This window comes from Nocardia aurea (genome assembly GCF_003123685.1).
In the GTDB taxonomy this organism is placed as follows: Bacteria; Actinomycetota; Actinomycetes; order Mycobacteriales; family Mycobacteriaceae; genus Nocardia; species Nocardia aurea.
Window position 1 is genome coordinate 145,048 of sequence record NZ_QCYJ01000005.1, and the last position, 19,656, is coordinate 164,703.

20 protein-coding genes and 4 tRNA genes are annotated in these 19,656 nt (G+C 66.8%); 13 read left to right on the plus strand and 11 right to left on the minus strand.

The window, feature by feature from the left end:
• Positions 1-21: 21 nt before the first annotated feature.
• Positions 22-747 (plus strand): maleylpyruvate isomerase family mycothiol-dependent enzyme, encoded by a 726-nt coding sequence (locus tag DAT37_RS01385; RefSeq protein WP_109522812.1) that lies wholly within the window; start codon positions 22-24, stop codon positions 745-747.
• 19 nt (positions 748-766) lie between these two features.
• Here the strand turns inward: DAT37_RS01385 and DAT37_RS01390 are convergent, their stop codons facing one another.
• On the minus strand, positions 767-1,249 hold the full coding sequence (locus tag DAT37_RS01390; RefSeq protein WP_232839428.1) for a hypothetical protein: 483 nt from the start codon (positions 1,247-1,249) through the stop codon (positions 767-769).
• Between the two features lie 151 nt (positions 1,250-1,400).
• Between DAT37_RS01390 and DAT37_RS01395 the strand changes: the two genes are divergently transcribed.
• Both DAT37_RS01395 and DAT37_RS43775 read left to right on the plus strand, forming a co-directional pair.
• The gene (locus DAT37_RS01395; RefSeq protein ID WP_109522813.1) at positions 1,401-1,748 is read left to right on the plus strand and encodes a hypothetical protein; all 348 of its coding nucleotides are present in this window, start codon (positions 1,401-1,403) and stop codon (positions 1,746-1,748) included.
• Positions 1,749-1,834: 86 nt separating this feature from the next.
• Positions 1,835-1,978: a hypothetical protein gene (locus DAT37_RS43775; protein ID WP_157978237.1), complete on the plus strand. Its 144-nt coding sequence runs from the start codon at positions 1,835-1,837 to the stop codon at positions 1,976-1,978.
• 43 nt (positions 1,979-2,021) lie between these two features.
• On the opposite strand, the gene DAT37_RS01400 is transcribed toward DAT37_RS43775, so the two are convergent.
• The 4 genes from DAT37_RS01400 to DAT37_RS01415 form a co-directional block, all read right to left on the minus strand.
• Positions 2,022-2,094: transfer RNA gene (locus tag DAT37_RS01400), tRNA-Ala, on the minus strand.
• 218 nt (positions 2,095-2,312) lie between these two features.
• A tRNA-Arg gene (locus DAT37_RS01405) sits at positions 2,313-2,385 on the minus strand.
• Positions 2,386-2,420: 35 nt separating this feature from the next.
• A tRNA-Ser gene (locus DAT37_RS01410) sits at positions 2,421-2,510 on the minus strand.
• A 92-nt stretch (positions 2,511-2,602) separates the two neighbouring features.
• Positions 2,603-3,316 carry a dienelactone hydrolase family protein gene (locus DAT37_RS01415; protein ID WP_109522814.1) on the minus strand — a complete coding sequence of 238 codons (714 nt, stop codon included), beginning with the start codon at positions 3,314-3,316 and terminating at the stop codon, positions 2,603-2,605.
• A 179-nt stretch (positions 3,317-3,495) separates the two neighbouring features.
• On the opposite strand from DAT37_RS01415, the gene hisC reads away from it, so the two are divergent.
• Positions 3,496-4,572 carry a histidinol-phosphate transaminase gene (gene hisC / locus DAT37_RS01420; RefSeq protein ID WP_109522815.1) on the plus strand — a complete coding sequence of 359 codons (1,077 nt, stop codon included), beginning with the start codon at positions 3,496-3,498 and terminating at the stop codon, positions 4,570-4,572.
• Here hisC and DAT37_RS01425 read toward each other — a convergent pair.
• The gene (locus DAT37_RS01425; RefSeq protein WP_109522816.1) at positions 4,569-5,615 is read right to left on the minus strand and encodes an alpha/beta hydrolase; all 1,047 of its coding nucleotides are present in this window, start codon (positions 5,613-5,615) and stop codon (positions 4,569-4,571) included. The genes hisC and DAT37_RS01425 overlap by 4 nt on opposite strands.
• A gap of 545 nt (positions 5,616-6,160) precedes the next feature.
• Here DAT37_RS01425 and DAT37_RS01430 point away from each other — a divergent pair.
• The gene (locus DAT37_RS01430) at positions 6,161-7,252 is read left to right on the plus strand and encodes a nitric oxide synthase oxygenase (protein WP_232839429.1); all 1,092 of its coding nucleotides are present in this window, start codon (positions 6,161-6,163) and stop codon (positions 7,250-7,252) included.
• A 7-nt stretch (positions 7,253-7,259) separates the two neighbouring features.
• On the opposite strand, the gene DAT37_RS01435 is transcribed toward DAT37_RS01430, so the two are convergent.
• Entirely contained in the window at positions 7,260-8,090 is an 831-nt protein-coding gene (locus DAT37_RS01435; protein WP_109522818.1) for an enoyl-CoA hydratase/isomerase family protein, read from the minus strand.
• Positions 8,091-8,167: 77 nt separating this feature from the next.
• On the opposite strand from DAT37_RS01435, the gene DAT37_RS01440 reads away from it, so the two are divergent.
• The 3 genes from DAT37_RS01440 (at position 8,168) to DAT37_RS01450 (ending at position 11,116) form a co-directional block, all read left to right on the plus strand.
• A complete protein-coding gene (locus DAT37_RS01440; RefSeq protein WP_109522819.1) occupies positions 8,168-8,647 on the plus strand; it encodes a winged helix-turn-helix transcriptional regulator in 480 nt (159 codons plus the stop codon).
• Positions 8,648-8,771: 124 nt separating this feature from the next.
• Complete coding sequence (locus DAT37_RS01445) at positions 8,772-10,517, plus strand: N-acyl-D-amino-acid deacylase family protein (RefSeq protein WP_109522820.1); 1,746 nt, start codon at positions 8,772-8,774, stop codon at positions 10,515-10,517.
• A complete protein-coding gene (locus DAT37_RS01450; protein WP_109522821.1) occupies positions 10,514-11,116 on the plus strand; it encodes a TetR/AcrR family transcriptional regulator in 603 nt (200 codons plus the stop codon). Before DAT37_RS01445 ends, DAT37_RS01450 begins: the two co-directional genes overlap by 4 nt.
• A gap of 17 nt (positions 11,117-11,133) precedes the next feature.
• Here the strand turns inward: DAT37_RS01450 and DAT37_RS01455 are convergent.
• From DAT37_RS01455 to DAT37_RS01465, 3 genes are all read right to left on the minus strand, one after another.
• A tRNA-Ser gene (locus tag DAT37_RS01455) sits at positions 11,134-11,218 on the minus strand.
• 84 nt (positions 11,219-11,302) lie between these two features.
• Positions 11,303-11,794, minus strand: coding sequence for a MarR family winged helix-turn-helix transcriptional regulator (locus tag DAT37_RS01460; RefSeq protein ID WP_109522822.1), 492 nt, complete (start codon positions 11,792-11,794; stop codon positions 11,303-11,305).
• 43 nt (positions 11,795-11,837) lie between these two features.
• Entirely contained in the window at positions 11,838-13,013 is a 1,176-nt protein-coding gene (locus DAT37_RS01465; protein WP_232839430.1) for an alpha-hydroxy-acid oxidizing protein, read from the minus strand.
• Between the two features lie 271 nt (positions 13,014-13,284).
• Here DAT37_RS01465 and DAT37_RS01470 point away from each other — a divergent pair, with 271 nt between their 5' ends.
• A complete protein-coding gene (locus DAT37_RS01470; protein WP_109522823.1) occupies positions 13,285-14,286 on the plus strand; it encodes an NAD(P)H-quinone oxidoreductase in 1,002 nt (333 codons plus the stop codon).
• Between the two features lie 62 nt (positions 14,287-14,348).
• On the opposite strand, the gene DAT37_RS01475 is transcribed toward DAT37_RS01470, so the two are convergent.
• Positions 14,349-15,551 (minus strand): cysteine desulfurase-like protein, encoded by a 1,203-nt coding sequence (locus DAT37_RS01475; RefSeq protein WP_109522824.1) that lies wholly within the window; start codon positions 15,549-15,551, stop codon positions 14,349-14,351.
• Between the two features lie 294 nt (positions 15,552-15,845).
• On the opposite strand from DAT37_RS01475, the gene DAT37_RS01480 reads away from it, so the two are divergent.
• The 4 genes from DAT37_RS01480 to glfT1 all read left to right on the plus strand — a co-directional run bounded on the left by DAT37_RS01480 (position 15,846) and on the right by glfT1 (position 19,489).
• Positions 15,846-16,448 carry a bacterial proteasome activator family protein gene (locus DAT37_RS01480; RefSeq protein ID WP_198654038.1) on the plus strand — a complete coding sequence of 201 codons (603 nt, stop codon included), beginning with the start codon at positions 15,846-15,848 and terminating at the stop codon, positions 16,446-16,448.
• A gap of 273 nt (positions 16,449-16,721) precedes the next feature.
• On the plus strand, positions 16,722-17,570 hold the full coding sequence (gene wzm / locus DAT37_RS01485; protein WP_408637359.1) for a galactan export ABC transporter permease subunit Wzm/RfbD: 849 nt from the start codon (positions 16,722-16,724) through the stop codon (positions 17,568-17,570).
• 12 nt (positions 17,571-17,582) lie between these two features.
• On the plus strand, positions 17,583-18,446 hold the full coding sequence (wzt, locus tag DAT37_RS01490; RefSeq protein WP_109522825.1) for a galactan export ABC transporter ATP-binding subunit Wzt/RfbE: 864 nt from the start codon (positions 17,583-17,585) through the stop codon (positions 18,444-18,446).
• Complete coding sequence (gene glfT1 / locus DAT37_RS01495; protein ID WP_232839431.1) at positions 18,443-19,489, plus strand: galactofuranosyltransferase GlfT1; 1,047 nt, start codon at positions 18,443-18,445, stop codon at positions 19,487-19,489. The genes wzt and glfT1 overlap by 4 nt, the downstream gene beginning before the upstream one ends.
• Positions 19,490-19,656: the final 167 nt, after the last annotated feature.

A 19,656-nucleotide genomic window follows, 5' to 3' on the forward strand; every position in this document is an offset into this window, starting at 1 on the left:
GCGCCGACTAGGGTCGCAGGGGTGACCACGCCCGAACCCGCCGCTCCGCTCGCGCTGATCGATCAGGTCGCCGAGGCCACCGCTCGCCTGGTCGACAGTGTGAAGTCCATGGGCAACGACGCGGTGGTCGAACCGTCGCTGCTGCCCGGATGGACCAGGGGCCACGTGCTCGCCCATTTCGCCCGCAATGCCGACAGCCTCGTCAACCTGCTGCTGTGGGCGCAGACCGGCGTCGAGATCCCCCAGTACGCCAGCCAGTTCATCCGCGATTTCGATATCGAGGCCGGTGCGCCACGCCCGCTCACCGAACAACTCATCGACATCGAAGCGTCCGCGACCCGATTGGCGGCGCTGGCGTGCACGCTGCCCGACACCGCGTGGGCGGCCACCGTGCGTATTCGCGGCGGCCGTGAGATCCGCGCCACCGACATCCCGTGGATGCGGCTACAGGAGGTGGAGATCCACCACGTCGACCTCGGCGTCGCCTACCGCCCCGAGGACTGGCCCGAGGAATTCCTCACCCGCCTGCTGCCCGCGGTCACCGCCGACCTGTCCGCCGCCGCGCCCCCCGGCCGCGCGACCTTCACCGTCGAGGCCACCGATATCGGTTTCGAAGCCACCATCGGCGCGGACGCTCCGACCCACACCGTCACCGGTCCGGCCCACGCGTTGGCCGCGTGGATCATCGGCCGCTACCCCGGCGATTCCCTACGCGGCTCCCTCCCCGAACTCCCCGCCTGGCGCTGACTCCCGTTCACATCCGGGATCAGCGCGGGCAGTTCACCGTGTAGTCCCAGTCGGTGTTGTTCGGCCCGGTCACCCGAACCACCACCGACGTCGCCGTTCCCGGCGGGACGTTGACCAGCGCCGACCCGGTTCCCTGGTTCAGGTTGTCACCGACGTACCCCGTGTTGTGGATCAGCGCCCCCTGGTAGAACACCTCGATCTTGTCCGGGATCGCGTAGGTCTCATAGCTCAGCACGAACGACGTGGGCCCGGTCCGACCGATCTGGTGATTGGTGGACGTGACTCCCGCACCGCCGGATTTCGTCGATTGATTGCACTGCTGCGTCTGCGGCGCCGACGACCCCGTTCCGTCACCGAAGCTGCCACCGCCGCCACTGCCGGTCCCGCTACCACCATCGCTACCTCCCGCACTCCCCGTCCCCGGAGCCGCCGCCGCACCCGCGCACGCCGCGATCGTCACCGCCGCGACCGCTGCCGTCTCCCGAATTCTTGACTTACCCAACGCATTTCCTCACGGCTAGTCGGTGGAACATCCGTCGAGACGACGGTTCCAGCGCGAGCCGCCGCCGAATATCCTGCGATCGGACGACAGGCGCGCCCACCCCGTCGCGTCACTCTTGCATGACGCATCATCAACACCCATAATCGAATATATGTTCGATAATCGACACCGGGACGTCTGGCGGCCCTACTCCCCGCCCATACCGATCTACGTCGACATCGACATCGTCCTGCCCTCCGACTCACCCCGCCGCGACGTCTCGCCACGCATCGCGAAGTACGGCCTCGACCTGTCCGGGCGCATGCCCGCCCGACAACGCGCCTGGCACCGACTGGCCGACGGACGCTGGATCGCCAGCATCGAAGTCCCCATCGAAACCGGCGGGCAGTGGGTCTTCCTGGACTTCATCGCGTCATCCGAGGCCGTCGCACCCCGCGAAGACGGCGAAGCGTTGCCGGACCGGCCGAGCAATCGCTGGGGACAGCCGAAACGCTTCTGAATCCCCGCCAGCTCCCGCGACGCGTGATAATCGGTCGAGCCCGCGACGAACTCTCGCGCTACGACCCGCCGTGGAAAAGTGGGGCCATGGGAGCAGATGTCGACGGCGCGGCCCGAATCGCCCGCATCGCAGCAGAATTCGCGTGGACCTGGACCGAGGCCGACGTACCGCGCTTCGCCATAGCCGCGAACATCGGATTCATCCACGAAGACGCGATCGGCGGCGTCTGACGACTGTCGTCGGACGTGTCGTCGAACCGGCACCGTAGAGAGGCCATGGAGGCCGGAATCGAACCGGCGACCTCCGACTTGCAGGGGCGGCGCTCTACCAACTGAGCTACACCATGACCACATCGGACCGTATCAACCGAGCCGGACTCCGGGACAATCATTTTCGCGTGTGATGACAACTCACCGAGTCCAGGCGGCTGCCACGCACCTTCGACCAGTTCGCGAAGGGAAGGTAGTCACTCGTTTGCAGTCGGAAAGTAACCGATCTGACGGAAGCCCTCGCAAAAGAGATCCGCCCTTCACCGAGGAAGTCCTGGTTACGGGCGGATCATTGTGCGCCCGAAGGGATTCGAACCCCTAACCTCTTGATCCGTAGTCAAGTGCTCTATCCGTTGAGCTACGGGCGCATGTGTTATTCAGTTGTTACCCGGCGAACCGGGTGTGGCGGAGGCGAGAGGATTTGAACCTCCGGTCCCCGTGAAGGGACAACTCATTAGCAGTGAGTCCCATTCGGCCGCTCTGGCACGCCTCCTGGAGCCTTCTCTTCGAGGGCACCGGTCCTTTCGAACCGCCGAGCATGAAGGTTACAGGAGGTGGATGGAAAGTAACAAAACGCCAGGTCAATCAGCGTAAATTGCTGTCGAACCAGTCGAAGATCCTGGTTTGGGAATCGAGGGTGATGTGGTCGTCGTCGGGGTCGCGGCCGGGGGTGTCGGCGCGGTGGCGCAGACCCGGGTAACTGATGACGAGACTGGCGACCGAGGCGCGCGCTGTGGCGTCGCGGAGTTGGTCGATGTGCGCGGGCGGGGTGGCGGGGTCGTCGGTGCCGTAGAGACCGAGCCAGGGCGCTTTCAGTTCGGGTGCGACGCGGATGAGAGCGTCGGCTTCGGAGGTCAGTGGTTCGACGATGCCGGGGGCGGCGACGCTGACGGCGGCGCCGACGGGGCGGTTGGTGGCGACCAGGAAGGCGGCGGTGCCCGCGTGGTCGAATCCGAGGACGCCGATGCAGTCGGGGAACACCCCGTGCTGGGTCAGCCAGTCGAAGCAGGCGTCGAAATCGGCGAACAGTTCGTCGCCGAACACCTCGTGGGCGGGGTCGCCGTTACCCCGGTGGAACAGGTCGGGCGCGAGGACGGTCCAGCCCTCGCCCGCCAGTGCCTTCATGAGTTCGAGCAATGATCCCGTGAACTCCCGGGATTCGTGGAGTACCACGATCCCGCCGCGCGCGTTTCCCTCCGGTTCGACCACGGTGATGGGCACCTTGGCGTCGGCGGCAGAGCGCTCTGTCATGTCGTCGCCACCACGTAGCGCGGCGGTATCGTCATAAATGCCCGACATGAAACCAGAGTAGGGCGCTGGCCCGATCTTCGCGAGAAATTGCACATCGGCGGTCGTTATTCAGGGGTTTTTCCGGCTGAATCCCGCTTACATCCCCAATCCACCGGTTGACGCGGAGGCAGCCGAAAGGTGCGCGACCGGGCGACGGGAGGCGGAGAAGGGTCGCCTAGTGTGGAGGGGTGACACCGCATATCCGGCCGGATCTCGCCTCCATTCCGGCGTACGTACCGGGCCGCAGCAACCCCGGCGCGGTCAAGCTCGCCAGCAACGAGACGACGCTGCCACCGCTGCCCGCCGCCGCGAAGGCGATCGGCGCGGCCGCCGAACTCGCGCACCGGTACCCGGACAACCAGTCCGGCGAACTGCGGGCCGCGCTGGCGGAGTTTCTGGGCGTCACCGTGGCCAATGTGGCGGTCGGGTGCGGCAGTGTCGCGATTTTGCAGGAACTGGTGCAGATCACCTGTGACGCGCCCACCGACGAGGTGGTATTCGCTTGGCGCTCGTTCGAGGCCTATCCGATCGTCACCCAGGTCGGCAACGCGAAGGCCGTGCGGGTTCCGCTCGACGGTGACGCGGTGCACGATCTGGACGCCCTCGCCGCGGCGGTCACCGATGACACCAGGATGATCTTCGTCTGCAATCCGAACAACCCGACGGGCACGGCGGTTGGCAAGGCGGCGCTGGAGCGTTTCCTGGACGCGGTGCCGTCGCGTGTGCTGATCGTGCTGGACGAGGCCTACTACGAATATCTGCGGTTGACCCCGCAGGATCGGCCCGACGGCGTCGAGCTCGGCCGGGACAGGCCGAATGTCGTTGTGCTGCGCACATTCTCGAAGGCGTATGGACTCGCGGGGTTGCGTGTGGGATACGCGGTGGGTGATCCGGAGGTGATCACCGCCCTGATGAAGGTGCATATCCCGTTCAGCGTCAACCGGGTCGCGCAGGCCGCGGCCATCGCGTCGCTGGAGGCGCGGCACGAGTTGCTCGACCGCACCCACGCCCTGGTTCTCGAGCGCGAGCGGGTGCGCTCGGCACTGCTGGCAGCCGGGTATCGCATCCCGCCCAGCGAGACGAATTTCTTCTGGTTGCCGCTCGGTGAACGCAGCGCCGAATTCGGTGAGGCGAGCGCGGCGGCCGGTGTGCTCGTGCGTCCGTACGGCGTCGACGGCGTCCGGGTGACGATCGGCGATCCGCACGAGAACGATCTGTTCATCGCGTTCGCGACCGAGGCGCAGGTCGCGGCCCGGTTCGCCTAGGCGGCGCCGATCGCGTCGGCGATCGTCGGCCAGGACAGCGCGAGTTCATCGGTCCAGTAGGGCCACGAATGCGTGCCGGTGGCACGGAAATTCACGGTGGCGGGTATGCCGAGCTCGGCGAGTCGGTCGGCGAGTCGGTGCGTGCAGATATTGGCGCCCGCTTCCAGCGGAGCACCGAAGGTAATGGCGCCGACGACATCCGGATTGCCCGGCACGTCGTACGCGCCGGGCACGCCGCTGCCGACCGATACGTAGATGGCCTTGCCGCGCAGTGTCTCCGCGTGCGCGGTGACGTCGTGGGCGAGCCAGTCCGGATCGTCGTACCGGCCGAACATATTGTCCGGCTGGCCGAGATAGGTGGCGACGATCGCCCTCGCCTGCGCCTGTCCCAATTCCGAACCGATCGAGTAGCAGCCACTGTGCGCCGCGACCGCCGAATAGAGCCCGGGCAGCCGCACCATCAGCATCATCGCGGCCTCGGCGCCCATCGACACACCCATGACGGCGTTGTGGCCGTTGCCGAGGAATTCGGCGTCGATCAGCGGCGGCAGTTCCGCCGCCAGGAAGGTTTCCCACCGGTTGGTGCCGAGTACCGGATCCGGGCGCTGCCAGTCGGTGTAATAGCTGGCCGGTCCGCCGATCGTCAGCACGACGTTGACGTCCTTGTCCGCGTAGAAGCGGTCGACGTGGGCCTCTTCGAGCCAGTTGTTGGTGTTCGAACTCGCGCTGCGCCCGTCCAGCATGTACACGGTGGGGCGGGGGCGGGACCGGTCCTCCGGAAGCAGGACCTGCACTTGGACGGTGCGGCCCATGGCGGGCGACTGCACGAACACACGCAGTCTGCGGTCGTTGATCGGCTCGATCCGCTCGATCACGGGCCGGGTCGGCGGTACGGCGATCGGATCGGCGCCCTGCGATCCGGTGCCGGGCAGGTCCGGCTCGGCGACGACGCGCGGAGCGCCTACGCCCGCCGCACCGGCGAGCAGTGCGGCGGTCAGGATGACGCTGGATATCCAATGCCGTGCTTCTCGCCGAGACAGCATCTTCGCGATACTGCCAGAGCGCGCACGGCATTCAGGTCCGCCATACCGAGGTGACAAACTTGTGACTTGCCTCACTTTTTTCGCATTCGATATGCGTGCGCACGACCCGCATCGCTGGGGCGCGACACGCTACGCCACACCGTGTCGATTACCGAGCGAACTGGGATTACCTCGAAACCGGGCACACGACCAGCACACCCCGCCTAATCTCCGTTTCGGACCTCTCGGGGGTCGATAGGGAAAACGCATACCGCACGCAGCGCCGCCACGCATCGAGGTCACGGTGTCACGCGATGCCGTCCGCGTGTGCCGTGATCCCGTCGTTCGTCCGGGGGTTGCTGTGACCGTCGTGCGCGGGCTATTCGACCGCATCGCGCGCGACATCGTGCTCGTGGATGTCCCGGCATGACAGGGGGGTGCACCACGCGCGAGTTCTCTGCTCGAAAGATGTTCTGTCTGTTAGGCCCGATGCCCGACCGGAGAAAATCGTGAACAATGTGTCGCCAGTTCGATCAGTCGAGACCACCGCAACCCCGGCAACCTCGTTGCCCGACCGCACGGATCTACACCGCCGTCTGCGCGAATGCGACGAATTCTTCCGCCGACCCGAACTAGCGCATCTGTCCTCCCACCGCCGCCGCACCGCCTCGGAACAACTCGAGCAGAACGGGTGCTATGTCCAGACGGCCGAGGAAATCCTGATCGGCGCCAAACTCGCGTGGCGCAATCACTCCCGATGCGTCGGCCGAAAGCACTGGCGCTCTTTGAAATTGGTCGATGCCAGGCAGGTGCGGACGGCTCGCGAACTGGCCGAGGTCTGCTGGCAGCACCTGCACATGGCGACCAACGGCGGCGCGGTCCAGTCGATGATCACGGTCGGACCGCCGCGCCAAGCCGACGGACGCGAATTCCGTATCGTCAGTCCACAACTGATCCGCTACGCCGGATATCGCAACGGCGACGGCACCGTCACCGGCGACGCCGCCCACGTCGGAATCACCGAATTCGCGGCGAAATTGGGCTGGCGCGGTGCGGGCACGCCCTTCGACGTACTGCCGCTGCTGATCAGCACGCCGGATGAGCCGATCCGCTGGTTCGACGTGCCGCCGGAGTTGGTCCGCGAGGTCGAACTCGAACATCCCGATTTCGACTGGTTCGCCGGACTCGGGCTGAAATGGCATGCGGTACCGGCGGTCTCCAATATGAATCTGGAAATCGGCGGCGTCACCTACCCGTTCGCGCCGTTCAACGGCTGGTACGTGGGCACCGAGATCGGGGCGCGCAATCTCAGCGACACCAACCGCTACAACATGCTGCCGCTCATCGCGGACATGATGGAACTCGACACCTCACACGCCCGCACCCTCTGGCGCGATCAGGCGCTGATCGAGGTGAATCGCGCGGTACTGCACAGCTACCGCAAGGCGGGCGTCCACATCGTCGACCATCACACCGTGGCCAAACAGTTCTGCGACCACGTCGACAAGGAGGCGTCGGCGGGCCGCACCTGCCCCACCGATTGGTCCTGGATCAACCCGCCGATCTCCTCCGGCCTGACACCGACCTTCCACCGCTATTTCGACGCGGCCGACGACGACATACGCCCCAATTTCGTGCACCGCCCACCGGAGGACTGACCGGCCGCTACACCGATGCCGCCCCGACGCCGACCTCGAGGACCCGCTCGAGGTCGAGCTCGCCGTCGCGTGTCTGCGCGCCCGCGGCGAGGGCGGCCGCGGTGCGTTCGATCGCCGTGGCGCCGGTGAAGACGGGCCACAACAGTTCGGCCTCCACCTTCGATCCCTCCTCTATCGGCAGACTCGCGGCGTCGACCGCCCGGCGCGCCGCGGCCACGGCCTCGGCCGGGTAGGAGGCGATGCGGGTGGCCAGCCGATCGACGTAGTGGTCGAGTTCGGCGGCGGGCAGCGCGCGGTTGATCCAGCCGTAGCGCTCGGCGGTATCGGCGTCGAACAGGTCCGCGCCGAGGACGGCCTCGAGCGCCCGGGCCCGACCACCCAGTCGGGGTAGGTACTGGGTGCCGCCGCCGCCGGGGAAGATGCCGAGACTCACCTCGGGATATCCGAACCAGGCGGCGTCGCGCGCGGCGAAACGCATATCGAGGGCGAACAGGAATTCGTTCCCGCCGCCGCGCACCCGGCCGGTGATCTTGGCGATGGTCACCTGGGGAAGGGCACGGAAGCGGCCGTGCAGGCCCGCGCCAGGACCTTCGACGAATCGCGCGAGGGCATCCGGATCGACGATCAGTCGCATATCGCCGTGGGCGATGAAGAACTCCGCATCCGCGCTGTCGAGCACGATCACCCGGATCGCGTCGTCGGCGGCGACCTCGGTGGCGAATCGATCGAGATCGGCGACCAACGCGGTGTCCAAGAGGTTGATCGGCGGGTTGTCGATAGATACGAAGGCAACGCCGTGCGCTACCCGAACGCGCAGCGTGTCGTAGGTGTGGTCCACAAACTCTCCTAACTACTGAATCAGAAGTCAGACTAGCTGAATACTATTTCAGAATCCACAATCGGTATCCTGGACACGTGGAGTGGACATCGGTCGATCTAGACAACTGCCCGATCGTGCGGGCGCTCGACGTCCTCGGCAATCGATGGACCCTGATCGTGTTGCGCGAATCGCTCAACGGCGTGCGTCGCTTCGAGGATTTCCTGCACCACCTCGGCGTATCCCCCTCGGTGCTCAGCAAGCGGCTCAAGGAAATGGTCGATCAGGGACTGCTCGTCCGCGAGCCCTACCGTGAGCCGGGCGGGCGCGAACGGCACGAATACCACCCGACACAGAAGGCATGGGAGCTGTACCCGGTGCTGGTCGGACTCATGCAATGGGGCGATCGCCACCTGGGCGACCCCACCGGGCCGCCGGTGCGACTCGTCGACAGCGTCAGCGGGCAGCCGGTGATGGCGGCCGTCGTCCCGAGCGACGCCGCCGTGTGCTCACCCGCCGACATTCGCGTCGAGCCGGGGGAATCCCTCAAGCTCCGCGAGGCGGATCGACCCGATTAAGCCTGGTCGGTCCGTTATTGATCGACGCGACCGATCGCCTCGTCGCGCGCCATCGCACCAACTTCGCCATCCGACAGTCCGATACCCCCTTGACAGTTAGCGACCAAACGGTTTCTATCTATGAGTGAGCTACGACACAATCATCAAGAACGGGCGGTGGTTCGACGGAACCGGCGGGGCGTCGGCGATTCGGAACCTCGGGCTTCGGGGTGGGCGGGTCGTGGCGGTCACCTCGGAGTCGTTGGACGAGGACGGGTGCGGGGATGTGGTCGACGCCAGCGGGCAGTGGGTGCTGCCGGGGATGGTCGATATCCACACGCATTACGACATCGAGGTGCTGCGGGGGCCCGCGCTGGCGGAATCGGTGCGCCACGGGGTGACCACGGTGCTGCTGGGGTCGTGTTCGCTGTCGACCGTGCACGTCGACGCGACGACGGCGGGCGATATCTTCGGGCGGGTCGAGGCGATTCCGCGGCGGCACGTGATCGAGGCGATCAGCGAGAAGAAGACGTGGAATACGGCACGCGAGTATGTCGCGGCGCTGGAGGAACTTCCGCTGGGACCCAATGTCGCGGCGTTCATCGGCCACTCCGATATCCGTGGCGCGGAAATGGGCCTCGACCGAGCCACCCGCGGCGATATTCGCCCGACCGCCGCCGAAATGACTTCGATGGAGGCCACGCTCACCGAGGCGCTCGACGCGGGATTCGTCGGAATGTCGGCTCAGCAATTGCGATTCGACAAACTCGACGGTGATCTCTGCCGGTCGCGCACGCTGCCGTCCACCTATGCCAAGGCACGGGAACGACGGCGGCTCAACGCGATTCTGCGGCGTCGGCGTCGTGTGTTGCAGGCCGGTCCGGATATCACCTCGCCGCGCAGCATCATCGCGATGACCTCCAGCACGCTCGGGATCGGACGGCGGCGACTCAAGACGAGCCTGCTCTCGGCCGCCGACCTGAAGGCCAATCCGTTCCTGGTCTATCTCATGGGTGCGATATCGCGTGTCCTCAACGGGCTCGGCGGGGATTTTCGATGGCAGCATCTGCCGGTGCCGTTCGAGGTATACGCCGACGGTATCGACCTGGTGATCTTCGAGGAGTTCGGTTCCGGCGCGGCGGCGCTGCACCTGTCGGATCAGGTCGAGCGCAATGCCCTGATGCGGAACGAGAAGTACCGGCGGGAGTTCAGGAAGCAGTACGACTCGAAATTCGGCATGCGGGTGTGGCATCGCGATTTCTTCGATGCCGAGATCGTGGACTGCCCGGACGATACCGTCATCGGCAAGACCTTCGGCCAGGTCGGACAGGATCGCGGCGGAGTCCATCCGGTCGACGCCTTCCTCGACCTCGTCGTCGAATACGGGACGAAACTGCGCTGGCGGACAACGATTTCCAATCATCGCCCGGAATTCCTGGCCAAGCTCGGCGCCGATCCCGGTGTGCAACTCGGCTTCTCCGACGCGGGTGCGCACCTGCGCAACATGGCGTTCTACAACTTCGGGTTGCGTTTCCTGCGTCGCGTGCACGACGCGGAGCGGGCCGGATGCCCGTTCATGACCATCGAACAGGCCGTGCACCGTCTCACGGGCGAACTCGGCGACTGGTACGACATCGACGCGGGCCGTCTGCGCGAGGGCGATCGCGCCGATATCGTCATCATCGATCCCGCCCACCTGGACGAATCACTGGACTCCTACGCGGAGTGCCCGGTCCCCCAGTTCGATAATCTGCCCCGCATGGTCAATCGCAACGACGACACCGTGACCGCCGTATTCATCGGCGGCCAACGGGTATTCGGCGACGGAGAACCGACGGCGGCCCTCGGCAACACGAAAACCGGGCGGTTCCTGCGGGCCGGCGCGAAGTGACGGCGCCGCGCCGGACACAAGCCGAACGCAAAGGCGCGACCATCGCGAAACTGGTCGACGCGACCATCGAGGCGATCGAGGAGGTCGGCTATCACCGGGCTTCGATCGGCGAGATCTGCACGCGGGCGGGAGTGTCCAAAGGCGGGCTGTTCCGGCATTTCGATTCCCGGCTCGATGTGGTCGTGGCCGCGGCGCAGGAGGTCGGGCGACGGCATATGGCCAACTTTCGTGACCTGACCACCACCGAGGACCGGCTGCCGCCGATCGACCTCGTCCGCTACGCGCGCGCGGCGATACGGCACGAGACGAATGTCGTCTGGTTCGAATTACTCGTCGCGGCACGGACCGAACCCGAACTCCGCGAGCGGCTGCATCCGGTGGCGCGAGCGCTGATCGACGACGTCGAACAGGCCGCGATCGACGCGCTCGACCCGGACGTGCCCCCGGATCTCACCCGCCTCGTCGCGACCTCGCTGATCCACATGTTCGACGGCGAGTCGATCTTCCGGCACACCTACCCGCGTCCGGATCTCGAGGAGGAGAGGCTGGAGAACGCGGCGCGGCTGGTCGAAATGCTCAGCCGACAGGCGGTGACCTGAGAAGACCGATGAGTATGCGGAGACGGAGGGATTTGAACCCCCGGTCGCTCTCGCGACGCTCGCTTTCAAGGCGAGTGCATTCGGCCGCTCTGCCACGTCTCCCTGCGGGTCGGCGCGTTGGACGACCCGTGCGGCGACTCTACCTTGCGGGGTGGGGGCACGCCCAATGAGATATGGGCGGTGGTGTCACTCGCCGCGGCGGGCGATGGCGGCGTCGATGCGGGAGAAGACGTCGGCGATGACCTCGAGTTGATCGGGGGTGAGCAGGTCGATGAAATCGCGACGGACGGCTTCGACGTGGCGGGGGGCGGCGGCTTCGAGGCAGCGCATGCCCTCTTCGGTGAGTTCGGCGATGACGCCGCGGCCGTCGTCCTCGCAGGTGTTGCGGCGGACCAGGTGCTGGTCCTCCATTCTGCGGATCTGGTGGGTCAGCCTGCTGCGGGAGGACAGGACGCCATCCGCGAGTTCGCTCATCCGGAGGCGGTGGTCGGGGGCCTCCGACAGCAGCACCAGGATGCGGTACTCGGGGAGGCTGAGGTCGCTATCGGTCTGCAACTGCCGGTTCAACGCCGCGTTCATCCGCTGGTTACCGTCGATGTAGGCCCGCCATGCCCGTTGCTGCGCCGGGTCGAGCCACCGGGGCTCGGCAGGTGCGCGACGGTTCGGTTCGAGATCCACGCATTCATTCTAATGCCGTTGAACAGCACAAACACTTTTCGATTCAGCGGGAGGTGACGATCATGGAGCGGCTCAGTTCGGCGGGGGTCGCGCAGCCGGACAGCCCGAGCGCGGAATCGAAATCGGCGAGCAGCATCCGCAGCGCGTGCCGTACGCCGTCGCGGCCCGCCAGGCCGAGACCGTACACCCACGGTCGGCCGTACAGCACCGCTTTGGCACCCAGTGCCAGGGCGATCAACATCTCCGAACCGGTGCGCACGCCGGAGTCGAACAGGACGTCCGCGCGATCGCCTACGGTGGCGATCACGGCGGGCAGGGCATCCAGTGCCGCGACCGCACCGTCGACCTGGCGGCCGCCGTGATTGCTGACGACGATCGCGTCCGCTCCCGCGTCGACCAGCTGCCTGGCGTCGTCCGGGTGCATGACACCTTTCACCGCGATCGGCAGATCGGTCCATTCCCGCAGGTGAGCGAGGTCGGAGGGGCGCAGATCGTGATTGCCGAACACCCCGCGCCAGGCGAGGACGGCGGCCCGCATCGCCTCGGGGCTCTCGTGCGGGGGCGCGGCGAGCCGATCGAGGAATACCGGGTCGGACAGGTAGTTGGCGATCCCCTTACCGTGCAGGAAGGGCAGGTGCGCGACCTCGAGATCGCGGGGCCGCCAGCCGAGGGTCGGGGTGTCGACGGTCACCACGATCGCGGCGGCCCCGGCGCGCTCGGCGCGCTCGACGAAGGATCGCGCCAATTCGTCGTCGGAGGGCCAGTACAGCTGATACCACCAGGCGCCCGCGGCCGCGCCGACCTCCTCGATCGGCGTGGACGCCGCGGTGGAGAGGACGGTGCCGATGCCGAGTTCTCGCGTCACGTCCGCCACGATCACCTCGCCGCTGTCGTGCATCAATTCGAGCACCCCGATCGGCGCGGTGAGCACCGGCGCGGCCAGTCGCGTGCCGAGTACTTCCACCGACAGATCACGCGCGTCGGGTCCGGTCGTGCCGCGCAACATTCGCGGCAGGATGCGATAGCGGTCGAATGCCGCGCGATTGGCCGCGGCGGTCCGCTCGGACGAGGCGCCGCCCGCGACATAGGCGAAAGCGGACCGCTCCAGTTCACGCTCCGCACGTTCCTCCAAACCCGCTGCCGTCATCGGCAATTCGGGCACGTCACCTACCGATCCGCCCTGGTAGATCTCGTTTTGGAAGTCGACGAAATTACTCACGCCGGGAACGGTAGCGCCTCCGGCTCATCCGCGCGGCCCGGCGGGCAAATCGAAATCCAGGGATTACATACCGGGCTCGGCTCTGTGCGAATTCGGCAATATTCGCACCGGCAACGCGGACGGGTTCGCGTGCGGCGGACGGGTACCCTTTTGCACGCAAGAATCGATGTCGCCGGTGACCGGGTGACTCGCCCCGGAATCGGCCGGCGGCGGCCCGGCGGGACACGGCCGAGACACTCACGTGCGACACGAGTCGCGGAGAGGCGGAGCAGTGCGCGCTATCAAGCTGAACGGTTTCGGCGGCCCCGAGGTCATGACGTGGGGCGAGACGCCGGATCCGAAGCCGGGGCACGCGGAGGTGCTCATCGACGTCGTGGCGGCGGGCGTCAACCGGGCCGACCTCCTGCAACGGCAGGGCTACTACTCGCCGCCGCCCGGATCCAGCGAGATCATGGGCCTGGAATGTTCGGGCGTCATCGCGGAAGTCGGCGAGGGCGTACGGGATTGGCAGGTCGGTGACCGGGTCTGCGCGCTGATGTCCGGTGGCGGTTACGCCGAACGCGTCGTGGTGCCTGCCGCCCAGTTGCTGCCGGTGCCGCAGGATTTCGATCTCGGCGCGGCGGCCGGACTACCCGAGGTGGCCGCGACGGTCTGGTCGAATCTGGTGATGACGGCGGGTCTGCGGGCCGGTCAGCTGGTGCTGATCCACGGCGGCGGCAGTGGCATCGGCACCCACGCGATCCAGGTGGCGGTCCAGCGGGGCGCGCGGGTGGCGGTCACGGCCGGTTCGCCCGAGAAATTGCAGCGCTGCAAGGAACTCGGCGCGACGGTGCTGATCAACTACCGCGACGACGATTTCGTCGCCGCCGTACGCCGCGAGACCTCGGGCGCGGGCGGCCCCGGCGCGGACATCATCCTCGACAACATGGGCGCGGCCTATCTGGCGCGCAATGTCGACGCGCTGGCCGCGCACGGGCATCTGGTGATCATCGGTATGCAGGGCGGTGTCACCGCGGAACTCAATCTCGGTGCGTTGCTGGCGAAATGGGGTACGGTGCACGCGACGAACGTGCGCGGCAGGCCCGCGTCGGGTCCGCACAGCAAGGCCGAGATCATCGCCGAGGTACGCGCGCAGCTGTGGCCGCTGGTCACCGACGGCGCCATCGTGCCGGTCATCCACGCGGAACTGCCGATCGCCGAAGCGGCGGACGCGCACCGGTTACTCGAATCGTCGGAGGCATTCGGCAAGGTCACGCTGCGCGTGCGGGACTGAGGATCGCCGCGGGCACCGTCCGAGAGGCAGTGTCTATTCGAGGGCAGCCCCGAGGGCGGTGCCTACTCGAGGGCGGCGAGCGCCCGGCCGAGCTGGTCGATCTCGAATTTGGTCGTGTACGGGGCCAGGCCGACGGTCACCGCGCCGCCTTCATCGTTGACGCCGAGCGCGTCGAGCAGGCGGCTGCCGCCGTGCACGCCGCTGAGGGTGCCGATGCGGGCGTCGGCGAGTTTGGCCGCGACCTTCTCGGCCTGCATGCCCGACAGGGTGAAACTGACCGTCGGGATGCGGGTGGACGCGCGGCCGATCACCGTCAGATTCGGGATCTTGTCCAGGGTGTCCATCAGGTGCTCGAACAGCTGATCGTGATAGTCCTGCAGCGAGGTGATGGAGATCTCGAGCCGCTCGCGACGGGTACCCGAGGCACGCTCGTCCAGGCCCGCCAGGAATTCGATGGACGTCGTCAGCCCGGCGAGCAGGGCGTACTGGTGCCCGCCGACCTCGAGCCGTTCGGCGCCTTTCGCGTAGGGATTCAACGACATCGACGGGATGCGGTCGAGGAAGGCCGGATCGCGGAAGACCAGCGCGCCGATCTGCGGGCCGCCCCACGCCGGTGCGCTCAGCGCGACCACGTCGGCGTTGAGTTCATCGATATCTATCAGCGCGTACGGCGCCGCGCCGAACGCGTCGGCGACCAGCAGGCCGCCCACCTCGTGCACGCGGTCCGCCGCCACCCGCACGGCGGGGGCCGATCCGACGATCGGGGACGCGGCGGTGAGGGCGACCAGCCGCGCCGTCGGCCCGATCAGCTCCTCGAACTGCCACGACGGCATCTCGCAGGTCTCGATCTCGACCTCGGCCCAGCGCACGTGGGCGCCGTAGCGGTTGGCTATCCGCAACCACGGCGCGACATTCGCCTCGTCGTCCAAACGGGACAGCACGATGCCCGTGCCGAGCCCGAGCCGGGAGCTCAGCGACTCCGCGAGCCAGGCCAGCAACACCGCCCGATCGGGACCGAGCACCACGCCCGCCGGATCACCGCCGACCAGATCGGCGACGGCCTCGCGGGCCGCGTCCAGGATCGCGGCACTGCGCACGGCGGCGCCGTTGCGCCCGATATGAGAGAACGACGACGTACGGAAACCCGTTGACACGGCACGGGATACCGAATCCGGAACCAGCATGCCTGCCTGCGGATCCAGATGGATCCAGCCGTCGCCCAGGGACGGTATCAGGCCCCGAACCCTCGCGACGTCGTAAGTCATGCTGGCCACTCTAAGGGCAGTGGGCAAGCCCATGTAACAGTGTTCCCCCCGAGGTTCCCCCCGACCGGCGCGGACGAGCGCGATCGCCCCCGGTTACGCGGCGGCGTGACCGGGCGCGGCGAACTGGGACTCAGCATGGCAACCGACTTTCGACAAATCCGAACCATACGACGACCCGAACAGTTTAGGACGCTACCGGCCGGCGCAGACACCGACCGGCGAACAGCTCGGTCGGCCCGGTGTGCCCGACTCCCGCCTTAGCGCGATCGACCCGGATTCGACATGATGGAGATCATGACGCACTCGGATGAGTCACCCGATTCCATCGTCGTGGTCGGTCCCGACGGACAGCACCTCGTCATCCCCGCCGACGCGGGCACACCGCTGACCGGTCAGGTGGTGTCCGGAACCGGGAAGAAATCCGACGACCAGGGCGATCGCGACGACGCGGGCGAATCACTCGCCGACATGGTGGAGCAGCCCGCGAAGGTGATGCGCATCGGCACCATGATCAAGCAGTTGCTGGAGGAGGTGCGCGCGGCTCCCCTCGACGACGCCAGCCGCACCCGCCTGCGCGAGATCCACCGCTCGTCGGTCCGCGAGCTGGAACAGGGCCTCGCCCCCGAACTGCGCGACGAACTCGAGCGGCTGACCCTGCCCTTCACCGACGAGGCGATTCCCTCCGACGCCGAACTGCGGATCGCCCAGGCCCAGCTGGTCGGCTGGCTCGAGGGCCTGTTCCACGGCATCCAGACGGCGCTGTTCGCCCAGCAGATGGCGGCGCGGGCGCAACTGGAACAGATGCGCCAGGGCGCGCTGCCGCCGGGGTTGCAGACGGCGGATACGCGCGGCGGCCGACCGGACCATGTCACCGGCGGCTCCGGTCAGTACTTGTAGTGCTCGCACGGCCCGGGGGGTCGCGAAATCCGGCGCGATCGTATATGCACCAGCGGGTCCGCACGGGATTCGGGACAGGTAGTGTCGTGCACCGTGCCCGCCGCTGCCGCTCGACCCGACTCCGATGTGAGTACGGTGCGTCCTGAAGAGAGCCAAGTGCGTTCAGATGACAGCTCGGTGGAATCTGCTGGAGCAGAGGACACCCGTGGATCGGAAGAAGAGAATTCGGTGACCACCGAGGACTCGACTACCGCCGACGATGCCGGCGCTCCGGTGATCGGCGTCCCGACCGAGCCGCTGGTCTCGGACTCGCAGACCTTCCGGCGCGCCTTCAAGGATTTCCGCGACGGCCTCACCCAGCGCGAGCTATGGCTGTCGCTCGGCTGGCAGGACATCAAGCAGCGCTACCGCCGCTCGGTGCTCGGCCCGTTCTGGATCACCATCGCGACGGGCCTGCAGGCTGCGGCCATGGGTGTGCTGTACGCGACACTGCTCGACCAGCCGCTGCGCGAATACCTGCCCTACGTGACCGTCGGTCTCATCGTCTGGAACGTGATCTCGGCCAGCATTCTCGAGGGTTCGGAAGTCTTCATCGCCAACGAGGGCCTGATCAAACAGCTTCCGTCGGCGCTGAGCGTGCACGTCTACCGACTGGTGTGGCGGCAGGTCCTGTTCTTCGCCCACAATATGGTCATCTACCTGGTGCTTCTGGTCGCGTTCAGCGTGTGGAAGAACCTGGGCTGGTCGAGTCTGCTCGCGCTGCCCGCGATGGTGCTGCTGTTCCTCAACGCGATGTGGGTGTCGATCGTCTTCGGCATCTTCAGCACCAGGTACCGCGATATCGCGCCGATCCTGAGCAGCACCACGCTGATGCTGTTCGTGCTGACGCCGGTGATGTGGACGACCAAATCGCTGCAATCGCAGATGGGCGCGGGTGACCGGGCCCGGCTGGTCGAGATCATCCCGACCTTCCACTATCTCGAGATCGTCCGGGCGCCCCTGCTGGGTGAGCCGCAGGCGCTGCGGCACTGGGTGATCGTCGGCACGATCACCGTGGTCGGCTGGATCATCGCGGTGCTGGCGATGAAACAGTTCCGTTCGCGCGTTCCCTACTGGGTTTGAGGAGGCTCCCCGGTGACCTCTCAGGTGAGTATCGAAACCCATCAGGCATGGGTCGAATTCCCGATCTTCGACGCGAAATCGCGGTCGTTGAAGAAGGCCTTCCTCGGTAAGGCGGGCGGCGCGATCGGACGCAACCAGTCCGATGTGGTCGTCGTCGAGGCGCTGCGCGATATCAATCTCGCGCTCAAGGAAGGCGACCGGGTCGGGTTGGTCGGCCACAACGGCGCGGGTAAATCGACGCTGCTGCGACTGCTCTCGGGGATCTACGAGCCCTCGCGCGGCAGTGCCCGCATCCGAGGACGGGTCGCGCCGGTCTTCGACCTCGGCGTCGGCATGGACCCGGAGATCTCCGGCTACGAGAACATCATCATCCGCGGGCTTTTCCTCGGTCAGACCCGCAAGCAGATGCTGTCCAAGATCGAGGAGATCGCCGACTTCACCGAACTCGGCGAATACCTGTCGATGCCGCTGCGGACCTATTCCACCGGTATGCGGGTGCGGCTGGCGATGGGTGTGGTCACCTCGATCGATCCGGAGATCCTGCTGCTGGACGAGGGCATCGGCGCGGTCGACGCGGAATTCATGAAGAAGGCGCGGCTGCGATTGCAGGAACTGGTCGCGCGTTCCGGCATCCTGGTGTTCGCCAGCCATTCCAACGAATTCCTCGCGCAACTCTGCGATTCCGCGCTGTGGATCGACCACGGGCAGATCCGGCTGCGCGGCGGTATCGAAGAGGTGGTGCGCGCCTACGAAGGACCGGAAGCGGGCAATCACGTCGCCACGGTGCTGCGGGAATTGGGTGCCGAGCGCACGCGGGAATTGGCGGCGCACGGCGAGAAATCGGACGAACGAGAACTGGAGCGCAACCCGACATGAACGAGCCGACCGGGAGCGATGTCCCGATCGATGCAGGGGTGTCGAACCCGGTCGACTCCGACGACGACTATCCACCGCTGTTGGACGTCTCGCTGGTGCAGCCCGAGGCGGGAACCGGCCCCGACGCGCGGATCATCGCCGTCGTCGTCACGCACAAGCGGCGCGAACTGCTCGCCGAATCGCTGAAAGTACTCGCCGCGCAGTCCCGGCCGGTGAATCACCTGATCGTGATCGACAACGGTAACGAGCCCGAGGTCGCGGAGTTGGTGCGCGAGCAGCCCATCGAATCCACCTATCTCGGTTCGGCCCACAACCTCGGCGGCGCGGGCGGTTTCGCGCTCGGCATCCTGCACGCGCTCACCCAGGGCGCGGATTGGGTGTGGCTGGCCGACGACGACGGCAGGCCCGAGGGGGCCGAGGTGCTGTCGATCCTGCTGGATTGCGCGGCGAAATACGGCTTGGCCGAGGTCTCGCCGGTCGTCTGCGATATCGACGAGCCGGATCGGCTGGCCTTCCCGCTGCGCCGCGGTGTGGTGTGGCGGCGGCTGCGGTCGGAACTGGGCGAGGAGGATTTCCTACCCGGTATCGCCTCGCTGTTCAACGGCGCGCTGATCTCCGCGAAGGCGGTCGATCTGATCGGCGTTCCCGATCTGCGGCTGTTCGTGCGCGGCGACGAGGTGGAAGTGCACCGCAGGCTGGTCCGTTCCGGTCTGCCGTTCGGCACCTGCTTGCAGACCGCCTATCTGCACCCCAACGGCGCGGAGGAATTCAAGCCGATCCTCGGCGGCCGGATGCACACGCAGTACCCGGACGACCCGGTGAAGCGCTATTTCACCTACCGCAATCGCGGTTACCTGATGGCGCAGCCCGGCATGCGGAAGCTGTTGCCGCAGGAATGGATTCGCTTCTCCTGGTTCTTCCTGGTGACCCGGCGCGATCCGGCGGGTCTGCGCGAATGGTTCCATCTGCGCTCGCTCGGACGGCACGAGCAGTTCGGCAAGCCCGACAAACAGCCGCCCGATCCGCAGTCCCCCGAGAAGTAGGTCGAACCGAACGCGCGCGGCGCGGAATCGTCGCAGGTAGAAAATGCGTTGCGTGGGTTTCGGGGTCGTGCGAGAGTGTGTGCACCAGCGAGAGAGACGAGGAGGTGGAGTCATGAAGGTCAACGCTCGGATTGTCGTGTCCGGTCGAGCCGCGCACACGCGCGCCG

Coding starts and splice junctions, on each gene's coding strand:
- DAT37_RS01425 (WP_109522816.1), bottom strand. CDS start 5,615: ATGCTGTCTCGGCGAGAAGCACGGCATTGGATATCCAGCGTCATCCTG.
- glfT1 (WP_232839431.1), top strand. CDS start 18,443: ATGAACGAGCCGACCGGGAGCGATGTCCCGATCGATGCAGGGGTGTCG.
- DAT37_RS43775 (WP_157978237.1), top strand. CDS start 1,835: ATGGGAGCAGATGTCGACGGCGCGGCCCGAATCGCCCGCATCGCAGCA.
- DAT37_RS01415 (WP_109522814.1), bottom strand. CDS start 3,316: ATGTCGGGCATTTATGACGATACCGCCGCGCTACGTGGTGGCGACGAC.
- DAT37_RS01475 (WP_109522824.1), bottom strand. CDS start 15,551: ATGACTTACGACGTCGCGAGGGTTCGGGGCCTGATACCGTCCCTGGGC.
- DAT37_RS01395 (WP_109522813.1), top strand. CDS start 1,401: ATGTTCGATAATCGACACCGGGACGTCTGGCGGCCCTACTCCCCGCCC.
- DAT37_RS01480 (WP_198654038.1), top strand. CDS start 15,846: ATGACGCACTCGGATGAGTCACCCGATTCCATCGTCGTGGTCGGTCCC.